At 71.2% G+C, this 26,102-nt stretch carries 21 protein-coding genes and 1 pseudogene; 10 read left to right on the top strand and 12 right to left on the bottom strand.

The genetic code is table 11. The features are described from left to right. Positions 1–76: 76 nt before the first annotated feature. The 3 genes from ACIP8W_RS25890 (at position 77) to ACIP8W_RS25880 (ending at position 2,901) form a co-directional block, all read left to right on the top strand. Positions 77–892, top strand: coding sequence for an ABC transporter ATP-binding protein (locus ACIP8W_RS25890; RefSeq protein WP_401958587.1), 816 nt, complete (start codon positions 77–79; stop codon positions 890–892). Continuing rightward, positions 882–1,775 (top strand): ABC transporter permease, encoded by an 894-nt coding sequence (locus tag ACIP8W_RS25885; RefSeq protein ID WP_401958585.1) that lies wholly within the window; start codon positions 882–884, stop codon positions 1,773–1,775. The genes ACIP8W_RS25890 and ACIP8W_RS25885 overlap by 11 nt, the downstream gene beginning before the upstream one ends. A 97-nt stretch (positions 1,776–1,872) precedes the next feature. Next, on the top strand, positions 1,873–2,901 hold the full coding sequence (locus tag ACIP8W_RS25880) for an ABC transporter substrate-binding protein (protein WP_401958583.1): 1,029 nt from the start codon (positions 1,873–1,875) through the stop codon (positions 2,899–2,901). Between the two features lie 34 nt (positions 2,902–2,935). Here ACIP8W_RS25880 and ACIP8W_RS25875 read toward each other — a convergent pair whose 3' ends face one another. The 3 genes from ACIP8W_RS25875 to ACIP8W_RS25865 all read right to left on the bottom strand — a co-directional run bounded on the left by ACIP8W_RS25875 (position 2,936) and on the right by ACIP8W_RS25865 (position 4,624). Further along, positions 2,936–3,313 (bottom strand): toxin Doc, encoded by a 378-nt coding sequence (locus ACIP8W_RS25875; protein ID WP_401958581.1) that lies wholly within the window; start codon positions 3,311–3,313, stop codon positions 2,936–2,938. Beyond that, on the bottom strand, positions 3,313–3,555 hold the full coding sequence (locus ACIP8W_RS25870) for a hypothetical protein (protein WP_402154216.1): 243 nt from the start codon (positions 3,553–3,555) through the stop codon (positions 3,313–3,315). The genes ACIP8W_RS25875 and ACIP8W_RS25870 overlap by 1 nt, the downstream gene beginning before the upstream one ends. 61 nt (positions 3,556–3,616) lie before the next feature. Further along, on the bottom strand, positions 3,617–4,624 hold the full coding sequence (locus ACIP8W_RS25865; RefSeq protein ID WP_402204801.1) for a hydroxyacid dehydrogenase: 1,008 nt from the start codon (positions 4,622–4,624) through the stop codon (positions 3,617–3,619). A 234-nt stretch (positions 4,625–4,858) separates the two neighbouring features. Here ACIP8W_RS25865 and ACIP8W_RS25860 point away from each other — a divergent pair, with 234 nt between their 5' ends. Continuing rightward, a complete protein-coding gene (locus ACIP8W_RS25860) occupies positions 4,859–7,816 on the top strand; it encodes a glycoside hydrolase family 2 TIM barrel-domain containing protein (RefSeq protein WP_401957302.1) in 2,958 nt (985 codons plus the stop codon). A gap of 84 nt (positions 7,817–7,900) precedes the next feature. Here the strand turns inward: ACIP8W_RS25860 and ACIP8W_RS25855 are convergent, their stop codons facing one another. After that, entirely contained in the window at positions 7,901–8,809 is a 909-nt protein-coding gene (locus ACIP8W_RS25855; protein ID WP_402204832.1) for an MHYT domain-containing protein, read from the bottom strand. Positions 8,810–9,028: 219 nt separating this feature from the next. Here ACIP8W_RS25855 and ACIP8W_RS25850 point away from each other — a divergent pair, with 219 nt between their 5' ends. Both ACIP8W_RS25850 and ACIP8W_RS25845 read left to right on the top strand, forming a co-directional pair. Beyond that, on the top strand, positions 9,029–10,132 hold the full coding sequence (locus ACIP8W_RS25850; protein WP_402204799.1) for a PP2C family protein-serine/threonine phosphatase: 1,104 nt from the start codon (positions 9,029–9,031) through the stop codon (positions 10,130–10,132). Between the two features lie 179 nt (positions 10,133–10,311). Beyond that, positions 10,312–10,893, top strand: coding sequence for an NADP oxidoreductase (locus ACIP8W_RS25845; protein WP_402204797.1), 582 nt, complete (start codon positions 10,312–10,314; stop codon positions 10,891–10,893). A gap of 12 nt (positions 10,894–10,905) precedes the next feature. Here the strand turns inward: ACIP8W_RS25845 and ACIP8W_RS25840 are convergent, their stop codons facing one another. After that, positions 10,906–11,238, bottom strand: a complete 333-nt coding sequence (locus tag ACIP8W_RS25840; RefSeq protein WP_401957311.1) for a DUF6191 domain-containing protein — start codon at positions 11,236–11,238, stop codon at positions 10,906–10,908. 143 nt (positions 11,239–11,381) lie between these two features. Between ACIP8W_RS25840 and ACIP8W_RS25835 the strand changes: the two are divergent. Together ACIP8W_RS25835 and ACIP8W_RS25830 are read left to right on the top strand one after the other, a co-directional pair. Beyond that, positions 11,382–11,938 (top strand): annotated as a pseudogene (locus ACIP8W_RS25835) (CAP domain-containing protein); the annotation flags it as partial. A gap of 22 nt (positions 11,939–11,960) precedes the next feature. Continuing rightward, a complete protein-coding gene (locus tag ACIP8W_RS25830; protein ID WP_401957403.1) occupies positions 11,961–13,412 on the top strand; it encodes a carboxylesterase/lipase family protein in 1,452 nt (483 codons plus the stop codon). A 57-nt stretch (positions 13,413–13,469) separates the two neighbouring features. On the opposite strand, the gene ACIP8W_RS25825 is transcribed toward ACIP8W_RS25830, so the two are convergent. The 5 genes from ACIP8W_RS25825 to ACIP8W_RS25805 form a co-directional block, all read right to left on the bottom strand. Next, complete coding sequence (locus tag ACIP8W_RS25825) at positions 13,470–15,419, bottom strand: protease pro-enzyme activation domain-containing protein (RefSeq protein WP_402152937.1); 1,950 nt, start codon at positions 15,417–15,419, stop codon at positions 13,470–13,472. Between the two features lie 220 nt (positions 15,420–15,639). Further along, positions 15,640–17,091: a GH1 family beta-glucosidase gene (locus tag ACIP8W_RS25820; protein WP_402204794.1), complete on the bottom strand. Its 1,452-nt coding sequence runs from the start codon at positions 17,089–17,091 to the stop codon at positions 15,640–15,642. Positions 17,092–17,170: 79 nt separating this feature from the next. Next, on the bottom strand, positions 17,171–18,097 hold the full coding sequence (locus ACIP8W_RS25815; RefSeq protein WP_401957318.1) for a carbohydrate ABC transporter permease: 927 nt from the start codon (positions 18,095–18,097) through the stop codon (positions 17,171–17,173). A gap of 18 nt (positions 18,098–18,115) precedes the next feature. Beyond that, positions 18,116–19,126 carry a carbohydrate ABC transporter permease gene (locus ACIP8W_RS25810; protein WP_401957320.1) on the bottom strand — a complete coding sequence of 337 codons (1,011 nt, stop codon included), beginning with the start codon at positions 19,124–19,126 and terminating at the stop codon, positions 18,116–18,118. A 167-nt stretch (positions 19,127–19,293) separates the two neighbouring features. Beyond that, positions 19,294–20,598 (bottom strand): ABC transporter substrate-binding protein, encoded by a 1,305-nt coding sequence (locus ACIP8W_RS25805; protein ID WP_402153471.1) that lies wholly within the window; start codon positions 20,596–20,598, stop codon positions 19,294–19,296. Positions 20,599–20,867: 269 nt separating this feature from the next. On the opposite strand from ACIP8W_RS25805, the gene ACIP8W_RS25800 reads away from it, so the two are divergent. Next, entirely contained in the window at positions 20,868–21,896 is a 1,029-nt protein-coding gene (locus ACIP8W_RS25800) for a LacI family DNA-binding transcriptional regulator (protein ID WP_401957325.1), read from the top strand. A gap of 154 nt (positions 21,897–22,050) precedes the next feature. Here the strand turns inward: ACIP8W_RS25800 and ACIP8W_RS25795 are convergent, their stop codons facing one another. Next, positions 22,051–23,019 (bottom strand): SDR family NAD(P)-dependent oxidoreductase, encoded by a 969-nt coding sequence (locus tag ACIP8W_RS25795; RefSeq protein ID WP_402153477.1) that lies wholly within the window; start codon positions 23,017–23,019, stop codon positions 22,051–22,053. Positions 23,020–23,276: 257 nt separating this feature from the next. Here ACIP8W_RS25795 and ACIP8W_RS25790 point away from each other — a divergent pair, with 257 nt between their 5' ends. Further along, positions 23,277–24,314, top strand: a complete 1,038-nt coding sequence (locus tag ACIP8W_RS25790) for an alpha/beta fold hydrolase (RefSeq protein ID WP_402204791.1) — start codon at positions 23,277–23,279, stop codon at positions 24,312–24,314. A gap of 29 nt (positions 24,315–24,343) precedes the next feature. Here ACIP8W_RS25790 and ACIP8W_RS25785 read toward each other — a convergent pair whose 3' ends face one another. Further along, the gene (locus ACIP8W_RS25785) at positions 24,344–25,822 is read right to left on the bottom strand and encodes a UDP-N-acetylmuramoyl-L-alanyl-D-glutamate--2,6-diaminopimelate ligase (protein WP_402153473.1); all 1,479 of its coding nucleotides are present in this window, start codon (positions 25,820–25,822) and stop codon (positions 24,344–24,346) included. Positions 25,823–26,102 lie beyond the last annotated feature (280 nt).

Raw genomic sequence — 26,102 nt, 5'->3', positions numbered from 1 at the left:
GGGTTTGCGCGCAGAAAGACGGGTTGCGCCCACAAGGCTGCCGCTGTGGCCCGGATCACTCCTAGCCTCCGGGGCCATGAGCAGCCAACCGAGCCCCGCCATCGAGCTACGGGGTACGAGCAAGTCGTTCCGGACTCCGTCGGGGACCCTTCACACCGCGGTCAGGGATCTCGATCTGACCGTCGAGCGCGGCGAGTTCGTCGCGGTGGTCGGCCCCACCGGATGCGGCAAGTCGACCACCCTGACCCTGATCAGCGGTCTGGAGGAGCCCACCGAGGGCGAGGTGCTGGTGGGCGGCGTACCGGTCGTCGGCATCGGCGACAAGATCGGTTTCGTCTTCCAGCAGGACGCGGTCTTCCCCTGGCGCACCGTGCTGTCCAATGTGATGGCCGGTCCCCGGTTCCGCGGGGTGCCGAAGGCCGAGGCACGGGAGCGGGCCCGCGAATGGCTGGCCCGGGTCGGTCTCTCCTCCTTCGAGGACCGCTATCCGCACCAGCTGTCGGGCGGCCAGCGCAAGCGTGTCGCGCTCGCGGCGACCTTTGTCAACGATCCCGAACTCCTGCTGATGGACGAGCCGTTCTCGGCGCTCGACGTACAGACCCGGGCCCTGATGTCGGACGAACTCCTGGATCTGTGGGCGGGCACGGGTGCCTCGGTGGTCTTCGTCACCCATGACCTGGAGGAGTCGATCGCCCTCGCCGACAAGGTCGTGGTCATGACGGCCGGCCCGGCGACCGTCAAGGAGGTCTTCACCATCGACCTGCCGCGCCCCCGCAAGGTGGAGTCGGTGCGGCTCGAACCACGGTTCATCGAGATCTACCGGGAGATCTGGTCCTCGCTCGGCGAAGAGGTCCGCATCACCCGCGAGAGGGGTGCGGCCGATGCCGCCTGAGACCGTCACCGCCACGGCCACCACCGTCAAGACCGCTCCCGCCCCTGGCCCACCGGGCGGTGGCGAACGTACGCAGGCCAGGGCGCGCGCCGCCCGCAACCGCCAGTTCATGGTCTACGGCACCCGGGTGCTGCTGCTCATCGCGCTGATCGGGATGTGGGAGTGGCTCGCCAGGACCGCCGTGATCGATCCTTTCAACTTCTCGATGCCGTCGAAGATCTGGGACCAGATCACCCAGTGGGCGCTGCACGGCACTCCACAGGGCTCGTTGTGGGAGCAGATCTGGTACACGCTGTACGAGGCGCTGCTCGGCTGGGTCATCGGTGTGACCGCCGGTGTGGTGCTGGGGATCGCGCTCGGCCGGGTCCGTTTCCTGGCCGATGTGCTCGGCCCGTACATCAAGGTGCTCAACGCGCTGCCCCGGATCGTACTCGCGCCGATCTTCCTCATCTGGTTCGGTCTCGGACCGGCCTCGAAGGTCGCCTCCGCGGTGGTGCTGGTGTTCTTCCCGGTCTTCTTCAACGCCTTCCAGGGAGCGCGGGAGGTCGACCGCGATCTGGTGGCCAACGCCCGGATCCTCGGTGCGACCAACCGGCAGGTCACCCTCCAGGTCGTGATCCCCTCCGCCACCTCGTGGATCTTCACCAGTCTCCATGTCAGCTTCGGTTTCGCCCTGATCGGCGCGATCGTCGGCGAGTACATCGGCGCGACGAAGGGCATCGGGCTGCTGGTCTCGGCCTCGCAGGGCACCTTCAACGCGGCCGGTGTGTACGCGGCGATGGTGATCCTCGCGGTGGTCGCCCTGCTGGCCGAGGCCGTGCTGACCTTCCTGGAGAAACGCCTCTTCCGCTGGAAGCCTGCCGAGGCCGGTACCGACCGCTGATCCGCCGCCCCTTCCGCTCCTCCCGATGAATCAGCCCCGGTTCAGCCCCGGTTCACCTGGATCACCCCGAATCAGCCCCGAGTCACAAGGACATGACATGCGCAGTCAGCTCAGAATCCCGGCGGCGGCGGTCTCCGCGGTGCTCGCCCTCGCCACCCTGACCGCCTGCGGCGGGGACTCCGCCGCCTCGGGCTCCGGCGGCACGGTCAAGATCATGGTGGGCGGTCTCGACAAGGTCATCTATCTGCCCGCGATGCTCACCCAGAAGCTCGGCCACTTCGAGGACGAGGGCGTCCAGGTGCAGCTGCTCACCGAGCCCGCCGGAGTGCAGGCCACCACCTCGCTCGTCTCGGGCGATGTCCAAGGGGTCGTGGGTTTCTACGACCACACCCTCGATCTCCAGGTCAAGGGCAAGCAGGTGGAGTCGGTGGTGCAGTTCTCGCACGCGTCCGGCGAGGTCGAGGTCGTCTCCAACAAGGCGGCGGCCGACATCACCTCCGCGAAGGACTTCAAGGGCAAGCAGCTCGGTGTCACCGGGCTCGGCTCGTCCACCGACTTCCTCACCAAGTACCTCGCGGTCAAGAACGGTGTGAAGACCGACGAGTTCAGCACCGTGGCGGTCGGCGCGGGCCAGACCTTCATCTCCGCGCTCCAGCAGAACTCCATCCAGGGCGGTATGACCACCGATCCGACGGTCACCCAGATCCTGGACAAGAAACTCGGCAAGGTCCTGATCGACATGCGGACGCCCGAGGGTTCGAAAGAGGCGCTCGGCGGCCCGTACCCCTCCTCCAGTCTCTATATGAACACCGACTGGGTGAACGGCAACAAGGAGACGGTGCAGAAGCTCGCCAACGCCTTCGTGAAGACACTCCGGTGGATGGCCGCGCACACTCCGCAGGAGATCGCCGCGAAGATGCCGGCCGACTACGCGCAGGGCGGCGAGGGGCTGTACGCGCAGGCGATCAGAAGCACACTGCCGATGTTCACGACAGACGGTGTGATGCCCGAGGACGGCCCGGAGACCGTCGAGCGCGTCCTCAAGGCGTTCAACCCGAACCTCCAGAACGCCACGGTGGATCTGAGCAAGACGTACACCACCGAGTTCGTCGACAAGGTGAAGTGAACGGGCCTCCTCGGAAGTGTGTCGTGGACCGGGGTCAGATGCGCCAGCCGCGTATCCGGTCCGCGGCCTGGTAGACACTGGCCTTGCCGGACCGGATGGCCCGCACCAGCTCCACCAGGGCTCCGTACGGCGGGTCGATGCCCTCCCCGGACGCGTGCATGTACGCGGCGGCCACCTGACAGGCGAACAGGCTGTTGCGGTACGGCAGCGGCTCCAGGCGCACCAGGGTGTGGATGAGGGCCGCGGCGCGCCAGGAGACATCGGGCTCGCTGGTGGCGGGGCGCGGGATACGGGTCTTGTGGCGGGCGACGGCGGCGACGAGCGCCGAGTAGTCCGCCACGGACACGTCTTCCGGAACCGCCTGTTCCTGTACGTCCAGGAGCCAGGCCACGTCGATGTACAGCACGGGCATCAGGCGGCTTCCACCTGTCGCCTGCCGTGGGGGGCGGGTGGGATCTCGTCGGCGAACGCCTCGTCGAACTCGCCGCGGTGCTGCTCGCCCCAGGCCACCGCGTAGCGGACGAACTGGAGCCGCTGCTGTTCGCGCAGGGGCAGATCGTGCACGTACTGCTTGAGCGACTTGCCCTCGGCGGCCGCCGCCGCGCGGACCGCCTCCAGCTCGTCCTCGGTGAAACTGATGTTGAGTGATGGCATACCCGTACGGTACCTAACAGGTACCGTACGGGGGAAGCCGGTGTGCCGGGGGCGCGGCCGGTCACGCCGCGCGCTCCAGTTCGGCGCGGTCGACACGGTGGGCCAGCGGCACCCCGCGCAGCAGCCGCTCCACCTCGTCGACGACACACAGGCCGAGGCGGCGCAGTTCGTTGCCCTGCGATCCGGCGAGGTGCGGGGTGAGGAAGGCGTTGGGCAGGTCGAAGAGCGGGGAGTCCGGGGGCAGCGGCTCGGGGTCCGTGACATCGAGTACGGCGCTGACGCGTCCGGTCCGCAGCTCCGCGACGAGCGCCGGGGTGTCGACCAGGCTGCCGCGCGCGGTGTTGACGAGGACCGTGCCGTCGCCCAGCAGCGCGAGTTCGCGGCGGCCGATGAGCTTGTACGTCTCCGGGGTGGCCGGGGCGTGGACCGTGACGATGTCGCTGGTCCGCAGCAGGTCGTCGAGGTCCCTCAGGGTGACCCCCAGCGCGGCGGCCCCGGCGGCGTCCACGTACGGGTCGGCGAGGGAGACCCGGAAGTCGAAGGGGCGCAGCAGCTCGATGAGCCGGCGGCCGATCCGGGAGGCGCCGACCACACCGATACGGCGGCCGAAGTTGCCGATGTCCGGGATGATTTCGGCGGGGGCGAAGGTGCGGGCGGCGCGGTAGCCGTCGCGGGCGGCGAAGAGGTTCTTGCCCGCCAGCATGATCATGCCGAGGGTGTACTCGGCGACCGGCAGCGCGTTGGCGTCGGCGGCCGAGGAGACGAGCAGCCCCCGCTCCCAGCAGCCGGGGGTGAGCAGGCTCTTCACCGACCCGGCGGCGTGCAGCACGGCCCGCAGCCGGGGCGCCGCCCTCAGCGCGGCCTCGTCGACGGGCGGGCTCCCCCAGCCGGTGATGAGGATCTCGGCCCCGGCGAGCGCGTCGCGCACCCGGGGGTCCCGGAAGTCCTCGGCCACCAGAGCCAGATCGATGTCGACCGAGGCACGGAGCCTGGCCAGGGCGCCGGGCGGAAAGAGCCTCGGCGGGTTCTCGGCACGCATGGCGAACAACGCCAGGGGACGCTGGGGCAAGAGAGACCGCCTCCGGCTCGGGTACATGACGGCAACCGGTCTCCACGCTAAGCACCTGGGCCCGCGAGAGGCGACGTGGCACGAGGTAACAGCAGGTCGCGCCCGTGCGTCGACGTGATTATTTTCCCTGCCCGAGGGGGGCGACGGGATCGGGCGGCGTCACCTACGCTGCAAGGAAAACGTCATCTGTACGATCTTGTTCGCCTTGTCCGCCCGTGAAGGGATATTCCATCCGTGTCCAGCGACCGTCTCGACCACGCCTCCCTTGAGCATGTCGAAAGCTACGACCCGGGGCAGGGGCGGCTCGCCCCTCGGGCCCGGTACACGTCGGATGCCATGGTTCTCGATCTGGACGGCGACTGGCGTTTCCGGCTCGCCTCCGGTGCGCGCGATCTGACCCCCGGCTTCGAGTCGCCGGACCACGACGACTCGGGGTGGGAACTGCTCCCCGTACCGTCGAGCTGGCAGATGCGGGACATCGCGAACGGCCCGCGCTTCGGTTCCCCGGCCTACACCAACCTGACGTTCCCGTTCCCGGTGGACCCGCCGCGAGTGCCCGACGCCAACCCCACGGGTGAGTACCGGCGGGAGTTCTCGCTGCCCGGGACATGGCCCGCGCAGGGGCGCGCCGTGCTGCGCTTCGAGGGCGTCGACTCGGCCTTCTCCGTCCATCTGAACGGTGTTCTCCTCGGCAACGGCAAGGGCAGCCGGCTGCCCACCGAGTTCGATGTCACCGAGGCGCTCGGGCCGGGCCGTAACGTCCTGGCCGTCCGGGTCCACCAGTGGTCGGCGGGCAGCTACCTGGAAGACCAGGACATGTGGTGGCTCTCCGGGATCTTCCGCTCCGTCTCCCTGCTGCACCGGCCACCGCAGAGCGCGGGCGACGTCTTCGTCCACGCGGGCTACGACCCCCGTACCGGTGAGGGCGTCCTGCGCGTGGAGGCCGACACGGAGGGCCGGGTCACCGTCGCCGAACTCGGTCTCGACATCGTTGTCGGCCAGGAGGCGCGCGTCCCCGTCGAGCCGTGGACCGCCGAGACGCCCCGGCTGTACGACGCGGAGCTGGCCACGGCGGGCGAGCGCGTCCGGCTGCGGATCGGCTTCCGTACCGTGGCCGTCGAGGACGGTCTGCTGAAGGTCAACGGCACCCCGGTCCTGCTGCGCGGGGTGAACCGCCACGAGTGGGACCCGGACACCGGCCGCACCCTCGACACCGACACCATGCGCCGGGACATCGAGCTGATGAAACGGCACAACGTCAACGCGGTGCGCACCAGCCACTACCCGCCGGACACCCGCTTCCTCGACCTCTGCGACGAGCTGGGGCTGTGGGTGATCGACGAGTGCGATCTGGAGACCCACGGCTTCTACCTCACCGGCTGGCGGGACAACCCGAGCGCCGACCCGCGCTGGCGCGCGTCCTATCTCGACCGGATGAGCCGGATGGTCGAGCGCGACAAGAACCACGCGAGCGTCATCATGTGGTCGCTGGGCAACGAGGCGGGCACCGGCGACAATCTGCGCGCCATGGCCGACTGGTCCCATGACCGCGACCCCGGGCGCCCCGTCCACTACGAGGGCGACTGGGACTGCGGCTACGTCGACGTGTACAGCCGGATGTACACCGACCACGACGAGACCGACCGGATCGGCCGGGGCACGGAGGAGCCGACGAAGGACCCGGCCCTGGACGCGCACCGTCGTGAGCTGCCGTTCATCCTGTGCGAGTACGCGCACGCCATGGGCAACGGCCCCGGCGGGCTGAGCGAGTACCAGCGGCTGTTCGAGCAGCACCCCCGGCTCCAGGGCGGGTTCGTCTGGGAGTGGATCGACCACGGCATCCGCCGCCGTACCCCGGACGGCCGGGAGTTCTTCGCGTACGGCGGGGACTTCGGCGAGACCGTCCACGACGGCAACTTCGTGGCCGACGGGCTGGTCTTCCCCGACCGTGTCCCCTCCCCCGGGCTGATCGAGTACAAGAAGGTCGTCGAGCCGTTGGCGATCACCGTCGATCCGCACGCGCGCCGGGTCTCGGTGCGCAGCGGACTGGACTTCGCCGACACCTCGTATCTGCGTTTCCACTGGCGGCTGGAGGACGAGGGGATCGTACGCGCCGAGGGCGAGCTGTCCGTGCCCGCCGTGGCGCCGGGCGGCAGTACGGTCGTGGCCTGGCCCGAGGCGCTGGAGGGCGCGGTCGCGGCCGGCGCGGACGGCGAGCGGTGGCTGACGGTCAGCGCGCGGCTCGCCAAGGACGAACCCTGGGCGGACGCCGGTCACGAGGTGGCCTGGGCGCAGGAGCGGCTGACGGCCCCCGAGCCCGCCGTGGCCCCCGGTCCCGGGGTGGCCCCGGTGGCGGACGGGGCACTGATCACACTGGGGGAGGGCGTCTTCGACGCGTACACCGGGCGTCTCGTACGGCTCGGGGCACTGTCCGTGGAGGGGCCCCGGCTGGATCTGTGGCGCGCGCCCACCGACAACGATCTGCGTGGCTGGGGCGAGACGGGCGCGGTCGCCGTCAGGTGGCGCGACGCCGGTCTGGACCGGCTGGAACACAAGGTCCTGTCCGTGGAGACGGACGGCGAGGGGCTGACCGTGGCCACCCGGGTGGCCGCCGCCGGGACGGACTCCGCCATGTCGGCGCTCTACCGCTGGACGGCCCCGGCCGACCGGCCGGGGGTGCTGCGGCTGACCCTCGAAGTACGGCCGCTGGGCGGCTGGGACCTGCCGCTGCCGCGTGTCGGGCTGCGGGCATCCGTACCGAAGGAGCTGGACACGGTCAGCTGGTACGGCGGCGGTCCGCACGAGGCGTATCCGGACACCCGGGCGGCCGTGCGTATCGGCCGGTTCGACTCCTCGGTGGACGCTCTCCAGACGCCGTACCTCTTCCCGCAGGAGAACGGCAGCCGTCCCGACGTGCGGTGGGCCAGGCTCACCGGCGCCGGGTCCGCGGCCGGTCTGCGGATCAGCGGCCCGGTCCCCTTCTCCCTGGCCGCCCGCCCGTGGAGCAGTGAGGAGCTGGACGCGGCGGCGCACCCGACCGATCTGGTACGGGGCGACCGGATCCAGCTGACGGTCGACGCCGCCCAGCAGGGCATCGGCAGCGCGTCGTGCGGCCCCGGTGTCCTGCCCGAGTACCGGCTGCTCGCCGGGCCGCTCACCTTCACCGTCGACTGGGAGGCGCAGACCGGCTGAGGCTCGTACGGCGGTGGCCTCCCCGACCCGGACCGTCGGTCGGGGAGGCCACCGGGCGGACCGGTGGTTACCGCCGGTCGTGGCCTACCAGTCCCGGAAGCCCGGCCCGACGCGGCGCTGCGGGCGCTGCCCCTGACGCCGCGGCGGAGCCATGGTGGGCTCCGGCCGCCCGGCGGCGTCGTACGTCGGCGGCCATACGGGGCGTACCGGGGGGTTCTTCCGTACGGGCCCGCCACCGCCCTGCTCGCTCCACTCGCCCTCGCCCAGCACCAGCAGCGGGTCGAACATCACCACGACACCGGCCAGCACCAGGAAGACCAGGGGGCCGATCAGCATCGGGAAGATGATCGACGTGGGTGAACCGCCCTCCGCGGTGACGCCGGTGAGGCCCTGGAGATGGACGCTGACCGAGGCCATCCCGGTGTAGTGCATACCGGTCACCGCGATCCCCATCACCAGGCTGGCGCCCAGGCTCGCCAGGAAGCCGTGGATCGACACGGCCGCCCAGAGCGCGGCCGTGGCCGCGACGATGGCGATCACCACGGAGAGGACGACGATGGTGGTGTCGTACTCCATCCTGCCGTGCAGCCGCATCCCCGCCATCCCGATGTAGTGCATGGCCGCGACACCGAGACCGGTGATCACGCCCGCCGCCGTCAGGGTGACGGGCGTGGCTCCGCGGTAGCCCACGACGAAGACACCGACACCGACCACGACGATGGCGACCACCAGGCTGAGGACGGTCGTCGGTACGTCGTAGCGGATCGGCGCCTCCACCACCTGGAAACCCATCATGGCGATGAAGTGCATCGTCCAGATACCCGAACCGATGGACGTCGCGCCGAGCGCGAGCCATCCCGGCTTCCAGGACTGCTCGGTACGCAGTGACCTGGTGGTGCAGCGAAGCCCGAGCGCGGCGCCGAGGCATGCCATGAGATAAGCCGCCACGGGGGTGACGGCTCCATAGGTGAACCCATCAACGGTGCCCTGCATGATCTGACGCGCCTCCACCCCGTGCGACTCATGTGCGGAAATCGTGCACACGTGCCGACACTATGGCCACGCGCACGCACAACAAACCTTCATTTGATCACTTGTTGATAAAGGTGCTCAACAGGGCGTGATCGGACGGCCGTGACTTCGGCTGATATCCGGATATCACCAGCGGCGCAGCGGATGCGATGAGATGAACGGCAGGGCAGGCTGGGAACAGTGAACTGGCGGCGTGGAGCACCCTTCATCCCTTTCGCCGTCATCGCGCTGGCGGTCGTGGTCGATCTGACGACACCCCCCGCGGTGTCGTCCGCGCCACTGCTGTTCGTCGCGCCGGTGACGGCCGCACCCCTCATGCGGACGAGGGCGATCATCGGGGTGGGGCTCTGCGCGATCATGGTGCACGCCTTCCTCGCGTACGAGGACGGCACGTTCGGCTGGCAGCGCGGGATCGCCAACCAGCTGACCCTCGTGGCCGTCACCGCGCTGGCCGTCCTCATCCACCGCACCCTGCACCTCAAGGACAGCGAGACCCGGCGCGCCCAGCGGGTCGCGGCGGTGGTGCAGCGTGCCGTACTGCCCACACCGCCCTCCCGGCTGGGCCCGCTGCGGATCGCGGCCCGCTATGTGCCCGCCGAGGACGAGGCGCTGATCGGCGGCGACCTCTACGTGGTCCAGCAGACCGCCCACGGGACCCGGCTGATGGTCGGTGATATCCGGGGCAAGGGGCTGGGCGCGGTGGCGGCCGTCTGTGTCGACATCGGTGCCTTCCGGTACGCCGCCGACGAGTCGCCCGATCTGACCGGTCTCGTGGGCTCCCTGGAGCTGGCGCTGCTGCGCGAGGGGGAGCGCCGGGGAAACCTCGACCAGGAGGAGGGCTTCACCACCGCCCTGATCGCGGAGTTCCCGCCCGGTCTGGATCTCGTACGCATCGTCAACCGCGGCCATCCGCCGCCGCTGCTGCTGGACGCCAGGGGCACGGCCGTCCTGCTCGAACCCTCCCAGGAGGCCCCGCCCCTGGGCATGACCACGCTGGGGACCTGGGTCTCCCCCGTCGACACCTTCCCGTTCCCGCCGGGCTCGACCCTGCTGTGCTACACCGACGGGATCACCGAGGCCCGCGACCGCGCGGGCACCTTCTACGATCCCGTACGGCGGCTGCCCCGGCTGCTCCAGCACCGCGCGGCCGACCAGGGCCGCGCGCCCTCGCCGGGGCAGATCCTGGACACGCTGATCCGCGATGTACGGCGGCACAGCCGCGGCACGCCCCAGGACGACCAGGCGCTGCTGGCGCTGCACCGGGCGGACGGGACGGAGGGCTGAGCGGAGGTTCCCGGCCCGGGAGGGAATACCTCTCCCCTGTATCGGGCCGGCATCCGTATGAGCACTCTTGGACTGATCGGCAGTGGAAACAGCGGCGGCACCCTGGCGAGGCCCGGCGTCGCCGCCGGGATCGATGTGGCGCTGAGCAGCTCACGGGGCCCGAGACCCTGGCGGAGCCGGTGGCTGAGCCGGGACCACGGGCGCGGGCGGCGACCCCCGACGAGGCGGCCGCCGCCGGGGACTGGGTCGTGGTCAGCGTCCCGCTGAAGCACCATCTCCGGGTGCCCGTGGCGCCGCTGGCGGGCAAGGCCGTGCTGGACACCCACAACTACCCCGAGCGTGACGGCCGGATCGCCGAGCTGGACACGGAGGAGGTCACCACCGGCGAACTGCTCCAGCGGCGTCTGCCGGACGCCCATGTCATCAAGGCGTTCAACAACATCTACTTCAAGCATCTGGCCGCGCCGGCCCGGCCCTCCGGCGCGCCCGACCGCTCTGCACCGCCCCTCGCGGGTGACGACGCGGCCGCGAAGGCGGCCGCCATCCGGCTGTTCGACCTGCTCGGGTACGACGCCTCTCGACGCGGACCCCCTCGCCGAGAGCTGGCGCTTCCAGCGGGACGCCCGGCCCTATGTCGTCCCGTACGCGAAGGACCCGCAGGGGCTCGGCATCTCGCCGGCCGATCCGGGTGCGCCCGCGAGCGGCACGGCGCTGCGTACGGCCCTGGCGGCGGCGCGGCTGACGGCTCCGGCGGGCGGTGACCGGCCGGGCCGTCACCGGGCCGGGCCCGACCCGCTCTTCGGTATCCGTACGATCGCGGTCCCGCCGTCCAGATCCACCAGGGTCCGGTGCGGCGGGGCGCCGTCCTCCTCGTCGTCCCGCATCAGCAAGGCCGAGCCGCGCTCCTTGAGCTCGTTCTGCTTCCCCGGCGAGAAGCTCGCGTGCAGCTGTTCGAAACCGGTCGCGGAGATCTGTCCCTGCCGCGCGCCGTTGCGCCACGGCAGCATGCCCGCGCGTCCCACGCGCAGCAGGAGTTGGTCGACGAAGGCCACCACGGTCAGCACGATGACCAGACCGGGCAGCGTCATGAACACCAGGGTCTCCATGGCTCCAGTATCGGGGAAGCGGCGCCCCGGCGAAGGGAAATGACCGTATACGGTGTCCGTATCGGTGACCGTGGGACCGTGGCGTCCCGCCGCGGGTTACCGGAGCAGTGGCGGCGGCGCGGGGCCGGCGGGAAGCGGATCGACAGCATCTGGTCTCCGGTCCGCGTACGGCGGCGCAGTTCCTGGAGTACGGCCTGACCGGGGACGCGGCCCCGGGCCCGGCGCTCGACCCCGCGCCGGCCGACGCAGGGATCGGCCGGCGCGTCGACGCCCGCCCCGGTGACACCTACTGGACGGCGCTGTGGGCCGGCCCGTGCACGGCGGACGGGCTGATACGGACCGCCGCCGAGGTCGTCGCCCTCACCAACGCCGGGCGGACCGCCCACGGGCTGCGCCCGCTGGCCGACGACGGCGCGGGACCACAGCGCCGATATGGCGGCGCGCGCCTTCTACGCGCACACTTCTCCCGAGGGCACCCAGCCGGTGGACCGCTCCCACCGCGGCGGGAGCGGTCCACCGGGGCATCGGCGAGAACATCGCCTGCGGCCGGCGCACCCCCCGCGAGGTGGTCCGGGGCTGGAGGGACGGTCCGGGCCACCGGGCCAACATCCTCAAGCCGGACTTCACCCATCGGGGCGTCGGCTTCGCGGGCGGCGGCCCGGCCGGGACGTACTGGACCCAGCTCTTCGGCCGGCTCTGACCGAAGACCGCCCCGAAAGGAGATGGCCGTGGAGAGCGAAGAGACCATCGTCAGCACCGAGTACGGCCGGGTGCGCGGCCGTACCGAGAACGGGATCGCGGTCTTCCGGGGCGTTCCGTACGCGGCCGCGCCGGTCGGTCCGTACCGCTTCCGACCTCCCGTGGCGCCCGAGCCCTGGGACGGGGTGCGGGAGGCGGCCGTCTTCGGTCCCACGGCACCGAAGACCCCGTACAAGCCCCCGCTCGACCAGCTGCTGCCGGAGCCCGTCGTGCCCGGCGACGGCTGTCTCAACCTCAATGTGTGGACGCCCGATCCGGGCGGCGCCGGGCTGCCGGTGATGGTCTGGATCCACGGGGGTTCGCTGCGCAACGGTTCGTCGGCCGTGCCGGTCTACGACGGGGCCGCCTTCGCCCGGGACGGTGTGGTGCTGGTCTCGGTCAACTACCGGCTCGGGATCGAGGGCTTCGGGGTGTTCCCGGACGTGCCCGGGAACCCCGGGCTGCGGGACCAGCTGGCGGCGCTCCACTGGGTGCGGCGCAATGTGGCGGCCTTCGGCGGCGATCCCGCGCTGGTGACCGTCTTCGGCGAGTCGGCGGGGGCCCTCTCCACGGCCTGCCTGCTGGCGTCCCCGCTCGCCGCGGGGCTGATGCGGCGGGCCGTGCTCCAGAGTGGCGCCCCGTCCGCCGTCCTCCCGGCGAAGGCCCGGCGCACCACGCGGCGGATAGCCCGGCGGCTGGGGGTGGAGCCGACCGCCGCCGCGTTCGCCACCGTGGACCGCGCCGCGCTGCTGCGTGCCCAGGGCGAGGTGGCCGGGGGGAGCGGGCTGAGCGGCGGCCCGGCGTTCGACATCGTGGTGGACGGGGAGGTCCTGCCCGAGGATCCGGCGCGCGCCCTGGCCGCCGGGCGGTCCGGGGAGATCGATCTGCTGATGGGCACCACCACGGAGGAGTACCGGCTGTGGTTCGCGCCCGGCGGCGCGATCGACCGGATCGGCCCGCTCGCCCTGCGGCTGGCGATGGCAAAGGCCGGGGTACGGGGCCGGACGGCCCGCGTCTACCGGGCCAACCGTCCCGGCGCGTCCCCCGGGGAGATCCTCGGGCTGCTCGCCACCGATCTGGTGCTGCGGCTGCCGCTGGTCCGGCTGGCCGATGCCCGGCTGAAGGCCCCTGGCGCCACCCATTTCTACGAGTTCGCCTGGCCGTCGCCGGTCCTGTCGCTCGGCGCCTGCCACGGTCTGGACCTCGGCTTCGTCTTCGACACCCTGCGCGACCCGGCCACGATGGCGCTCACCGGACCCGACGCGCCGCAGTCCCTCGCCGACACCATGCACCGCGACTGGATCCGCTTCGCGCGGACCGGCGACCCGGGCTGGCCCGCCTGGGACACGGACCGGCCGGTGATGACATACGGCCTCGGCGCCCCCTCGGTCGTGTACGCGCCCCGGGACGACGAACGCCGTGCCTGGGACCTCTGACGCCGGACCGGACCGGTCGATCCCCGGCCGGTCCGGCGTCGGTCGCGCACCGGTCTCTCAGCGCGTGCGGTACGAGGTCACGTAGCCGGCCGCCGGGGTGCCGACGCCCGTCACATCGTCGTAGCCGACGACCGCGGACAGCGAGCTGTCCCGGCCGAGGCTGCGCAGCGAGGTGGTGATGCCGTCCGTGGCGTCGTGGCCGTTGACGAAGTCGTTGCGTACGACGGCGAGCCCGCGGCCCGCGCCCAGCGGGTGATCGGTCACGTCGTGGTAGGCCGAGGTGCCGTACCGCTGGTAGATCGCGGGGTTGGCGAAGCCGATCGGCACGCCGTGGCGCGCCTGCTGGGCCAGCGCCTGGACGCCCGCGATGACGGGCGCGGCCAGCGAGGTGCCGCCGATGCGGTACTCGCCGTAGCCGAGGGTGCCGTCCGGCCGGGTCTGGGTCTGGCCGACCAGGAAGCCGGTGTTCGGGTCGGCGACGGCCGCGATGTCGGGGACGGTCCGCATCGGCGTCGTACCGTTCGCCCCGGCGAGCGAGTCGGGGACGGTGCCGCGCTGGTAGTACGGCTGCGCCACGGTGGCGCTGGTGCCGCCGCCCGCCCCGGAGGTGTAGGTGCCGGGGAAGTCCGTCCAGCTGTCGCCGGTGGCGGCGAGGCCCGCCTTGAGGGTGCCCCAGCCGGTCTCCCACTGGTAGGTGCCGCGCTTGCCGACGGCGAGCGAGGTGCCGCCCACGGCCGTCACCCACGCGGAGTTGGCGGGCAGGTCGACCTGTTTCGTACCGGTGGTGGCGACATTGTCGCCGTCGTCGCCGGAGGAGAAGTAGAAGCCGACACCCTCGACGGCGCCGCGCTGGAAGACCTGGTCGTAGGCGGCGGCGGAGGCCGGTGTCTCGCCGGACTCCAGGTCGCCCCAGGAGTTGGAGACGATATCGGCGAGCCGGCCGTCCACGACCTTGCCGAGCGAGTCGAGCAGATCGTCGTCGTGGCAGGAGGCGGCGCCCACGTAGACGATGCCGGCGTCGGGCGCGACCGCGTGGACGGCTTCGACATCGAGGGTCTCCTCGCCGTACCAGCCGGCCGCGTCGCACTCCTCGGTGCTGTGGTAGGCGGCGGGCAGTACCTGGGAGAGCCGGCCCGCGCGGTAGGGCCGGTCCCCGTGGCGCCCGGCGTAGGCGCGGACGTCCTTCGCGAGGGTCGGCGAGGCGTACGCGTCGGTGATCGCGACGGTGACGCCCTTGCCGGTGAAGCCCTTCGCCCCGTAGGCGGCGCGCAGTTGCCCGCCGGTGTAGCCCTTGACGGCGTACGGGGCCTTCGTCCCGTACGCGGACGGCAGCGTCCGGTCGGTCTTCGAGCCGTAGTACGCGGAGAACGGCCCGGCGTTGCGGAAGGCGGCGTCCGGCGGCGGGAGGGTGTCGTCGCGGTGGGCCCGGTGGGGCGCGTTGTCGAGTCCGGTGACGGTGAGCACCGCGCCGTTCAGCGAGTCGGGCACCGAGGGCGTGGCCACCGGGGCGCGGTAGGTGTGGCCCGCCTTGGTGTAGTTGTGGAGCTGGGTGGAGAACGCCTTCTCCACGGCGGCGGTGGTGCCACGCACCGTCAGATAGCGTCGGCCGGTGGCGGTGACCTTCAGTCCGGCCGAGGTCAGCCAGTGGGTGACGCGGGATATCTGCCGCGGAGTCGCGCCGAAGCGGTCCTCGGTCTGCCGGGCTGTCAGATAGTGCCCGTACGCGGCGGACGCCGGGTCGGAGACCTCCCGGGCGTACCGTGCGAGACCGGTGGCGTCCCGTCCCGCGAGATAGACCCGAACGGTGACCCCGGTGGCGTCGGGGGCGCTGCCCCGGTCGGCGGCGCTGGACGCCCACAGCGGCTTGGTGCCGTGGAGCGTGTCGCGTCCCGCGGGGCCGGTGTCGGCGCCGGCGGACGGGATGGAGAGTGCCAGGGCTCCGACGACCATGGGCAGTGTCGCCGCCCAGGTCAGTCCGGTGCGCAGGCGCGGCCTACTGGATCTCATGGAACCCCCTGCGGTGTGAAGTCGGTGCGGCGGACGCGGTAGTTGGCCGCTGCGCACACACCTCACTCTTTCGATCAACCGTCCATCAGGGGGACATGCGTTGGCCAAAGGCCCCTCAAGGTCACGTCATGTCCGGATCAACCGGACCGGTGCGGGTCGACGGACCGACCGCCGGAGCTGTGGCGCACCGACGCGCCACCGCTCCGGCCCACCGCACGGCCTACCGCATCGGCAGCTCTCCCGTACGGGCCACCTCGCCGTACCAATGGGCGCTGGACTTCGGGATGCGGCGCTGGGTCGCGTAGTCCACGTACACCATGCCGAAGCGCTTGCTGTAGCCGTACGCCCACTCGAAGTTGTCCAGCAGCGACCAGAGGAAGTAGCCGCGGACGTCGGCCCCGGAGCCGATGGCCCGGTGGACGGCGGCGAGGTGCTCGCGGAGGTAGGCGATCCGTTCCGGGTCGCGGACCTCGCCCTCGGGGCCCGCGTAGTCGTCGAAGGCCGCGCCGTTCTCGGTGATCATCATGGGCAGGCCGGGGTGGTCCCGCCGTACCCGCGTCAGCAGGTCGTACAGTCCGCTCGCGTCGATCGTCCAGCCCATGGCGGTCCGCTCGCCGGGGGTCTGGTGGAAGGCGACCTGTTCGGCGGCGGGCCAGGGGCTGTGGTCGCTCGCGCCGTGGTTGTCGGCGCCGTGGGCGGCCGGGCCCTCGTGGTGGGAGACCAGCGTCGGCGAGTAGTAGTTGACGCCGAGGAAGTCGAGCGGCTGGTGGATGAGGGACTCGTCGCCCTCCTGGACGAAGGACCAGTCGGTGACCGACGCGGTGTCCTCGATGACATCCGCGGGGTAGGCGCCGTCCAGCATGGGTCCGGTGAAGATCCGGTTGGCGATGCCGTCGATCCGGCGGACCGCGTCGGCGTCGGCGGCGCTCCCGGTCAGCGGCCGCAGCTGGTGCAGATTGAGGGTGACGGCCACCTCGGTGCCGGCGGGGAGCCGCTCGCGCAGCTCCTCGACCGCGAGACCGTGGCCGAGGTTGAGATGGTGCGCGGCGCGCAGGGAGTCGGCGGCGTCGGTACGGCCGGGGGCGTGCACACCGGAGCCGTACCCCAGGAACGCGCTGCACCAGGGCTCGTTGAGGGTCGTCCAGGTCTTCACCCGGTCGCCCAGGGCGTCGGCGACGATCCCCGCGTACTCGGCGAAGCGGTACGCGGTCTCCCGCGCGGGCCAGCCGCCCGCGTCCTCCAGCTCCTGGGGCAGATCCCAGTGGTAGAGGGTGATGACCGGCTCGATGCCCTTCTCCAGCAGTCCGTCCGTCAGCCGCCGGTAGAAGTCCAGCCCCTTCGCGGACGCGGGACCGCAGCCGGTCGGCCTGACCCGGGGCCAGGAGACCGAGAAGCGGTACGCGCCGACGTTCAGCCGGGACATCAGCTCGATGTCCTCGGGCCAGCGGTGGTAGTGGTCGGTGGCGATGTCACCGGTGTCGCCGTTGCGCACCCGGCCGGGGGTCCGGGAGTAGACGTCCCAGATGGAGGGGGTCCGGCCGTCCTCCCGGGCGGCGCCTTCGATCTGGTACGCGGCGGTCGCCGTGCCCCAGCGGAAATCGGCGGGGAAGCGCAGGGCCCCGGCGGGGTCCGGATCCTGCCCGGTGGTGGGTACGGAGGTGGAGGTGGCCACGAGGGTCCTTCCGCAGAAGCGAACAGGGTGCGTAGAGCGGTCTGTGGTACGCGTGGTGTGGGTGAGGGGAGGTCAGGGCTCAGCCCTTGACGGCACCTTGCATGATGCCGCCGACGATCTGGCGTCCGAAGACGACGAACATCGCCAGCAGCGGCAGGGTGCCGAGCAGCGCGCCCGCCATGATCACGGACTGATCGCGTACGTACCCCGCGCTGAGCTGCGAGAGCGCCACGGGAACCGTCGGATTCGTCATGTCCAGCGCGATGAAGGGCCAGAAGAAGTCGTTCCAGGCGTGCACGAAAGTGATCATGAACAGTACGGCCATCGGGGGACGCGCGATCGGCAGGACGATGCTCCAGAAGATCCGCAGCGAGTGCGCGCCGTCCAGCCGTCCCGCCTCGATGAGTTCATCGGGCAGGGCCTCCTTCAGGTACTGCCGCATGAAGAACACCCCGACCGCGCTGACCAGCGTCGGGAAGATCACGGAGGGCAGCTTCTGCCCCCAGCCGAGGTCGGCCATCATCATGAACAGCGGTACGACACCGAGCTGCGGCGGCACCATCATCGTGCCGATGACCAGCGTCAGCAGCACGTTGCGGCCCTTGAAGCGGAGCTTGGCGAAGGCGAATCCCGCCAACGTGGCGAAGAAGACCGTCGAGAGCGCGATCACCCCCGCGACGATCACGCTGTTGACCATCGCCCGGCCCATCGCGGCATCGGTCCACGCCGTAGCGAGATTCTTGAGGAGATTCGGCCCGGGGAGGAACGGCGGCGGGGTCTGTGTCACCCGGGTGTTGTCGGTGGAGGCCGCCACCATCGTCCAGTACAGCGGGAAGAGGGAGACGAGCGCGGCGAGGCCGAGCAGGAGGTGGGCGAGCGGTCCCGCGTGGTGCTGACGGCCGGCACCCGGCCGCAGCACCCGGCCGAGCCCTCGCCGTTCGGGCGGCGGCGACTGCGGTGTCCGCTCGCGCGCGTCCGCCCGTACCTGTGCGGTGTCGGTGGTCATGGGGCTGCTGCTCCCTGGTCAGGAGGGACGGGACGTGAAGCGCGCGACAACGCGCTGGAGGACGAAGAGGAGGACGAGGATCAGGAACATGGCCCAGGCGATCGTCGAGGCCCGCCCCATCTGGTAGTTCTTCCAGCCCTCTTCGTAGAGCAGCAGACCCAGCGTCTGGTACTGGTTGTCGGCGCCGCCACTGACGCCGTTGGGGCCCTGGCCGAAGATCAGCGGCTCACCGAAGAGCTGGGTGGCGCCGATCGTGGAGAGCACGATCGTGAAGATGATCGTGGCGCTGATGCCCGGGATGGTCACGGTCCGGAACTGCTGCCAGCGGGAGGCCCCGTCGATGGCCGCCGCCTCGTACAGATCCTTGGGTATGGCCTGCATGGAGGCCAGATAGAGCAGCGCGTTGTAGCCGGTCCAGCGCCAGATCACGATGGTGGAGATGGCGAACTGGGCGTACCACTTCTCGCTCTCCCAGTTGATGTTGTCGATGCCGACGAGCCCGAGGCCCCAGTTGATCATTCCGAAGTCGCGTTCGAAGAGCATGGTGAAGACGAGCGCGGCGGCGCCGATGGAGGTCGCGTACGGGGTGATGACGGCGACCCGGAAGAACACCGAGCCGCGGAGCCGGTAGTTCAGCAGATGGGCCAGGCCCAGGGCCATCAGCAGCTGCGGGACGGTCGATAAGACACCGATGGTGAAGGTGTTGCTCAGCGCGTTCCAGAACCGGTCGTCCACGACGAGATCCGTGAAGTTGGAGAACCCGCGCCACTCCATCGTGTCCATCGAGGACAGTTCGACACGGTGCAGCGAGATCCAGAAGGTGTAGAGCAGCGGATACAGGCCGAAGGCGCCGAAGATGAGGAAGAAGGGGGCGATGAAACCGTACGGCACCGCCCCGAGATCCAGCCGGTGGAGGAGGTTGCGCCGGGACTGCCGGGGCTGCCCGCCCGCGCCGCCCTTTCCGGGGGGACCGGCTGACGCGGGGTGCGGCTGCCCGCCCGTGGGGGCTGCCGGGGTGGAGGTGGCCACGCGGGCTTCCTTCCGTGGGGTGATCGGGAGCGGGTGGTCAGGGGGACCGGGTACCCGGTCGGGGCGGCCCGGCCGGTCGGGTCACCGGCCGGCCCGGACCTGTCGGGCCGGCCGAGCGAGCGCCGGTCGGCCGGGTCCGGCCGGACCCGGCCGGATCACGGGACGGATCAGCGCGTCAGCTTCTTGATGCGCTCGTCCGTCGTGTCCCACGCCGTGTCGGCGTCCCTGCCCTGCTCGACCAGCTGGATACCGGCCGAGAACGTGTCCTTGATGCCGGCGTCCTTGCGCCCGAGGACCTGCTCGGCCGGGATCTCCTTGGCCGCCGCGCCGAAGATCCGGCCGATCGGCGCGTCGCTGAAGTACGCCGACGTGCCGTTCGCGACCGCGGGCAGATCGATCGCCTTCTGCGAGGACGGGAAGATGCTGAGCTTCTCGAAGAGGTACGCCTGCTGCTCCGGCGCGGTCAGCCAGGCGACCAGCTTCCCGGCCTCCTGCTTGACCGGGCTCTTCTCCATCACCCCGAGGAACGCGCCGCCCCAGTTGGCGCCCTTGGGTGCCTTGGCGATGTCCCACTTGCCCTTGTTCGCCGGACCGGCCTTCTCGCTGATGTGGGCGAGCATCCAGGCCGGGCAGACGGTGGAGGCGAAGGTGCTGTTGGCCAGCCCCGGGTCCCAGCCGGTCTGGAACTGCCGCAGCTTGGCGGTCATCCCGGACTTCGCGGCGTCCGTCGCGAGGGCCCAGGCGTTCTTGACCACCGGGTTGTCCTGGTAGATCAGCTCGCCGCTCTCGTCGTAGAACTGCTTGTCCGCGCCGTAGACCATGGCGTTGAACAGCCCGGTGGAGGTGTCCATGAAGGAGACCTTCCTGTCCTTGGACTTCTCCTTGAACGTCCGGCCGGCCTCGATGTACTTGGCCCAGTCCCCCGCCCACAGGTTCGCCACCTCCTCGCGGTCGGTGGGCAGCCCCGCCTGCGCGAACAGGTCCTTGCGGTAGCAGACGGCCATCGGGCCGATGTCCGTACCGAGCCCGATCACCTTGCCGTCCTCGGCCGTGACCTGGTTCGACTTCCACGGCAGATAGCCGTCGATGCCCTCCGTCCCGGACAGATCCGTGAACTTGTCCGCCTGGGTGTCGACCAGCTCCTTCGCACGGCCGACCTCTATGCCCTGGATGTCCTTGAGCCCGCTGCCCGCGGCGAGGTGGGTCTGGAACGCCGTGTAGTAGGTCTGCTCGTCACCGGCCACCTCGGCCTCGATCGTGATGTCCGGGTTCTCCTCCATGTAGCGGTCCAGGAGACCGGACTCCTCGTAGCCCATGACCCCGAACAGGCCCATGCTGATGACGGTCTTGCCGTCCTTGGTGGTCGCCTTGCCCGAGTCGCCGCTCGAACAGCCGGCGACGAGGACGAGGGTCACCGCGGCCGCGGTGACGGATGCGAAGGTCGAACCGGAGCGATGACGGGCCAGGCCCATGTGCTTCCTCCTAGCAGCGGCACTCAGGCACGCGCCTGCTGCGGCTCACGTACGACTGGACGGGAGACCCGCCCCAGAAACTGGGAGCGCTCCCAATGGATTGTGGAAGACTCTCCGTAGACACAGGTTCGTGTCAAGAGTCGAAGTCGGTTCCGTTGCGGGAATGTGTCCGTACCCCGCCCGTCCCTCGCCGGTACGCCCCGGCCGACCAGCGCAAACTCTCGATGGGTGGTTTTGTGGCCCCACGGGAGCACGAGTCAGGAGACGCGATGAGCAGCCGTACACCGTCAGGCCGGAGGCCAACTCTTGAAGCCGTGGCCCAGCTCGCGGGCGTGGGGCGCGGCACGGTCTCACGGGTCGTCAACGGCGCGCCCGGCGTGAGCGCGAAGGCCAGGGCCGCCGTCGAGGCTGCCATCGCGGAGCTGAAGTACGTACCGAACCCGGCCGCCCGCTCCCTGGTCACCAGCAGGACCGACAGCATCGCGCTGGTGATCCCCGAGCCGGAGAGCCGACTGGCCTCCGAGCCCTATTTCTCGGCCGTGATCCGGGGCGTGAGCACGGAGCTCGCCGATACGGAGATGCAGTTGCTGCTGATCCTCATCCGCGACCAGCGCGAGCGGGACCGGCTGACCCGGTTCGTGGAGGCGCGCCGGGTCGACGGGGTGCTGCTGGTCGCGGTCCACCGCGACGACCCGCTGCCCGCGTTCCTGGAGAAGGTGCGGATGCCGACGGTCCTGGCGGGCAGGCGTTCACCCTCCGAACCTCTCAGCCATGTCCAGTCGGACAACGCGGGGGGCGCCGCACAGGCCGTACGACATCTGCTCGGCCAGGGGCGTACGGCCGTCGCGACGATCACCGGGCCGCTCGACATGGATGTCGGCGTGAGCAGGCTCCAGGGCTGGCGCGACGCGCATGCCGCGGCGGGCCGGGGGGCCGACGAGTCGCTGGTCGCGGCGGGTGACTTCACCCGGGAGGGGGGCCGCGACGCCATGCGGGAACTGCTCGCGCGGCGGCCGGACATCGACGCCGTCTTCGCCGCGTCCGATGTGATGGCGGCGGGCGCGCTCGGTGAGCTGCGGGAGCGGGGGCGGCGGGTGCCGGAGGACGTGGCGGTGATCGGTTTCGACGACTCGATCATCGCCCGGCACACGGTCCCGCCGCTGACCAGTGTGAGCCAGCCGATCGCGGAGATCGGGCGGGCGATCACCCGGCTGCTGCTCGAAGAGATCAACGATCCCGGTGTCGCGCGCCGCTCCCTGACGCTCCCCACCACGCTCACCCACCGGCTGAGCACCTGAGCCGGCGTACCGTACCCGCCGGGCGCGGACACCGGCCGACTCCCCCCACGCCGGCCGGTGTCCTCCGTGGCCGGTCCGTCACCGCCGGTACGGTACGGGCCCACCCGCGCCGGACCGCACGCCCACCGCGCCCGGCCGGGGAGGGTCACCGCGCTCAGGCGGTCGGTGCGAACGCGTTCACCCCGGTCAGCTCGGCCGAGAGCGTCCACAGCCGCGCGGCCTGCTCCGGGTCGGTCGCGTACCCCGCCACCCCGCCGTAGACCGCGGGGTCGTCCGCCGCGGGAGCGGCGATCTCGCAGTCCTCGCAGAAGACCCCGCCCGCGTCCGCCAGCATCGGCGAGGTCGCCGCCCACACCTGGGTGGCGGCGCCCTGCTCCGGGGACTTGAAACCGGGGTTCGCCACATCGCCGTTCTCGTCGATCCAGCCCGCCGCGACCATCTCCTCCTTGGCCAGATGGCGCTGGAGCGGGGTGAGGATGCCTCCCGGATGCACGGAGAACGCCCGTACGCCCGACTCCCGGCCGAGCCGGTCGAGGTGGACGGCGAACAGCGCGTTGGCGGTCTTCGCCTGGCCGTACGCCTGCCACTTGTCGTAGCCGTTGGCGAACCACAGGTCGTCCCAGCGGATCGGCGAGAGCCGGTGCCCGGAGGAGGACAGCGAGACGACCCGCGCCCCGCCGGGTTCGATCGCCGGCCAGAGCCGGTTGACGAGGGCGAAGTGGCCGAGGTGGTTGGTGGCGAACTGGGCCTCCCAGCCGGGGCCGACCCGGGTCTCGGGGCAGGCCATGATCCCCGCGTTGGTGATGACGAGGTCGAGGGTGCGGCCCGACGCGAGGAAGCGTCCGGCGAAGCCGGCGACGCTGTCGAGGTCGGACAGGTCCAGTTCGTCGACCTCGACGCCGTCGATCCCGGACAGTGCCTTCTCCGCGGCCTCGGGCCGCCTGGCGGGGACGACGACCCGGGCGCCGGCGGCGGCGAGCGCGCGCGTGGTCTCCAGTCCGATCCCGGAGTAGCCGCCGGTGACGACGGCGAGCTTCCCGGTGAGGTCGATCCCGGCCAGAACCTCGCCGGCCGTGCTCCGGGCTCCGAACCCTGATCCGATCGCGTGCTGCGGTGTGCTGATGTCAGTCATGTACGCAGGCTACGAATGAGAGTGCGCTCCAAGTCAAGCGCGGCCCGCGGGGGCCGGGCAACCGATGGCGGCCGCCGTCAACGCGCGAGCCGTACCGCGCCGGATTTCGCGGCCTGTTGAGCGAGAGTCGAATCCATCAGCGGACCAGGAGGTGCGAATCGCCCACGATCGGGTCAGTGTCACCGGCTCCGGCCCGACCGGCTGCTAGGCAGGGGCGTCGTTGTCCCTTCCGGAGCCCTGGAGTCACCATGCCCACCGATGCCGTTCTCACTCAGGACCAGGAATCACCCGGTGCCCGCCCGGTGATCCCCGGACAGGCGACCGAGGCGAGCGCCCGCGGGCCGGCCGACCGGGTCGAGGAGCGGGATCTCGCCTTCGGAGGGTTCCGCTACACCTGCCGGATCGTCCACGGCGACGACGAGCGGACCGAACCCGTCCTGGTGCTGGGCGGCTCCTCGCAGGACCGCAACTCCTGGGTGCGGCACGAGAAGTGGCTGGCCCCGACGGGCCGGATGATCACCGTCGATCTGCCCGGGTACGGCACCGCCGACTTCCTCCCCGCGTACTACGGCATCGACTTCCTCGCCGCCGCCGTCCGGCATCTGCTCGACGAACTCGGTGTGCCGCGCGTCAATCTGGTGGCCGTCTGCTTCGGCGGAGCCATCGGGCTGCGGTTCGCCCAGCACTACCCGGGGATGGTCTCCCGGCTGATGCTGGTCGGCATGGCCACCCGGATCCCGGCGGACTACAGGGCCGCGATGGAGCGGTGGGCCGTGATGATCGACCGGGGGGAGACCTCGGGGATCGCCCGGGAGCTGGCCGACTACTTCATGTCGCCCCCCGGCACCGGACGGGTCCGCAAGCACGCCGTCGTCGCGCGGCTGGTCTATCAGCAGATCGCCGGGCAGACCTCCGAACAGCTGGGCAAGTCGGCGGAGCACAACACCCGGCTGATGCGGCACGAGTGGTACCGCCCCGAGCCCGTACCGGCCGTACCGAGCCTGGTGGTGACCGGTGAGTACGACACCCTGACCACGCCCGCGATGGGGCGTAAGGTGGCGGCCGTCCTGCCCGAGGCCCGGTTCCTGACCATCGAGGAGACCGACCATCTGGCCCCGGTGGAGCGGATCGCGGAGTTCGCCGATCTGATGGCGCGCTTCTTCTCGGACCGGCCGCTGGACGAACTGCCGTACATCAGCGGGACGGAGATCCTGGGAACGGCCGTCGCCGCCGGGCCCGGGGAGGGGCCGGACGGCCGCCGCCCGGCCGCCGTGGCGGCCGACTGACCCGGCCGGCCCGACCGTACGCGCGGCCGCTACAGGGCGAGTTCGCGTACGGTCGCCATGTCGCTGAACGGGATCAGCCGTTCACCGACGATCTGGTACGGCTCGCTGCCCTTGCCCGCGATCAGGACGATGTCCTCGCGGCCCGCCCGCTCCAGCGCGAACCCGATCGCCTCGCGGCGGTCGGCGATCCGCTCGAACGCACCGCCGGTGGCAGCCAGCCCCGGGGTGATCTGGTCCATGATCGTGCCGGGGTCCTCATCGCGCGGGTTGTCCGAGGTCAGGACGGACAGGTCGGAGTGGGTTCCGGCGATCTCGCCCATCCGCGCCCGCTTGGTGATGTCGCGGTCGCCGCCGCAGCCGAAGACGGTGATGATCCGGCCCCGGGCGAAGTCGCGGATGGTGGTGAGCACCTTCTCCAGCGAGTCCGGCGAGTGCGCGTAGTCGACGATGACGGAGGTACCGCCGGGGGTCTCGAAGCGTTCGAACCGGCCCGGGACCGGCGGCATCCGGTCGAGCGCGCCGATCAGTCCGAGCAGATCGTGTCCGAGCAGATGGCAGGCGGCCACGGTGGCCAGGGCGTTGGCCACCGAGAAGCGGCCGGGCACGGGGATGGCCGCCGGATACTTGCGCCCCTCGTGGTGCAGGGTGAAGCGGGTGCCGAACGCGTCCATGGTCAGATCCGTCGCCCGGTAGTCCGCCTCCGTGTCCAGCGCGTACGTAGTCACGGCCCCGGGCATCAGCACCCCGATCCCGGCGCCCACCGGATCGTCGGCGTTGACCACCGCGCGCTCGCACAGCCCCTGGAACAGCCGTAGTTTGGCGTCCCGGTAGTTCTCCATGGTGCCGTGGTCGTCCAGGTGGTCCTGGGTCAGATTGGTGAAGATCCCCACATCGATGTGGGCCTGGTCCACCCGGTGGTGCAGCAGCCCCATGGAGGTGGCCTCCAGGACGACGGTGGCGACCTCGCGGTCGCGCATACGGCCCAGCAGATACTGGAAATCCGGCGCCTCGGGGGTGGTCAGGACCGACCTCGGCATGGGGATCAGCTCGTCGCCGATCCGGCTGCCCGCCGTCCCGATGACCCCGACGCTCACGCCCTCGGCGAGCCGCAGCACGGACTCGACCATGTACGACACCGAGGTCTTGCCGTTGGTACCGGTGACGGCGACCATGTCCATCGCGCGCCCCGGTTCGCCGTGGTAGCGGGCGGCGACGACGGCGGCGGTCCTGCGGGTGTCCCGTACCCGGACCACACACACGTCCGTGTCCGCCCACACCGACGCGGACAGGTCCGGTGCCCCGCCGTCGACGAGCACCGCCACCGCGCCGCGCGCGAGCGCCGGGCCGATGGACTCGGGCCCGCCCTCGCGATGGCCGGGTACGGCGATGAACAGCGATCCCGGGGAGACCCGGTGCGCGTCGAAGCAGGTGCCCGCGGTGATCTCCGTTCCCGGATCTCCCCGCAGGGTCTCGTGGTCGTGCCCGGCGAGCAGCTCGCTCAACTTCACAGGGGTCCTCTCGAAGGCCCGCGGCGCCCCGGCGGTCCGCGCCGGTCACCGAAGAGGCACCGACAGCGCGCCGTGGCGTCGCGTAAGGGGTGGGGGAGGTACGCGAGCGGTGCCGCGGACCGGCCCGGAGGGGCGTCGGATCACACGGCGGCGGGAAGGCGCTGCGGAGGAAGCGGTGGTACGGACGGGGAGCGCGGTGGGCCCGGAGGGAGAGCGAAGGGTGCTAGCCGTGGCCGTGCAGGGCGCGGCAGCCGGCCTCCGGCGCGGACACCGGTCCCCG

The organism is Streptomyces sp. NPDC088554 (assembly GCF_044752945.1).
GTDB lineage: Bacteria > Actinomycetota > Actinomycetes > Streptomycetales > Streptomycetaceae > Streptomyces.
This window is presented reverse-complemented; position numbering and strand designations above follow the sequence as displayed.

Excerpts from the sequence above, each read along its gene's own strand:
- ACIP8W_RS25890 (WP_401958587.1), top strand. The coding sequence starts at position 77 with ATGAGCAGCCAACCGAGCCCCGCCATCGAGCTACGGGGTACGAGCAAG.
- ACIP8W_RS25885 (WP_401958585.1), top strand. The coding sequence starts at position 882 with ATGCCGCCTGAGACCGTCACCGCCACGGCCACCACCGTCAAGACCGCT.
- ACIP8W_RS25880 (WP_401958583.1), top strand. The coding sequence starts at position 1,873 with ATGCGCAGTCAGCTCAGAATCCCGGCGGCGGCGGTCTCCGCGGTGCTC.
- ACIP8W_RS25875 (WP_401958581.1), bottom strand. The coding sequence starts at position 3,313 with ATGCCCGTGCTGTACATCGACGTGGCCTGGCTCCTGGACGTACAGGAA.
- ACIP8W_RS25870 (WP_402154216.1), bottom strand. The coding sequence starts at position 3,555 with ATGCCATCACTCAACATCAGTTTCACCGAGGACGAGCTGGAGGCGGTC.
- ACIP8W_RS25855 (WP_402204832.1), bottom strand. The coding sequence starts at position 8,809 with ATGCAGGGCACCGTTGATGGGTTCACCTATGGAGCCGTCACCCCCGTG.
- ACIP8W_RS25840 (WP_401957311.1), bottom strand. The coding sequence starts at position 11,238 with ATGGAGACCCTGGTGTTCATGACGCTGCCCGGTCTGGTCATCGTGCTG.
- ACIP8W_RS25830 (WP_401957403.1), top strand. The coding sequence starts at position 11,961 with ATGGCCGTGGAGAGCGAAGAGACCATCGTCAGCACCGAGTACGGCCGG.
- ACIP8W_RS25825 (WP_402152937.1), bottom strand. The coding sequence starts at position 15,419 with ATGAGATCCAGTAGGCCGCGCCTGCGCACCGGACTGACCTGGGCGGCG.
- ACIP8W_RS25815 (WP_401957318.1), bottom strand. The coding sequence starts at position 18,097 with ATGACCACCGACACCGCACAGGTACGGGCGGACGCGCGCGAGCGGACA.
- ACIP8W_RS25805 (WP_402153471.1), bottom strand. The coding sequence starts at position 20,598 with ATGGGCCTGGCCCGTCATCGCTCCGGTTCGACCTTCGCATCCGTCACC.
- ACIP8W_RS25800 (WP_401957325.1), top strand. The coding sequence starts at position 20,868 with ATGAGCAGCCGTACACCGTCAGGCCGGAGGCCAACTCTTGAAGCCGTG.
- ACIP8W_RS25790 (WP_402204791.1), top strand. The coding sequence starts at position 23,277 with ATGCCCACCGATGCCGTTCTCACTCAGGACCAGGAATCACCCGGTGCC.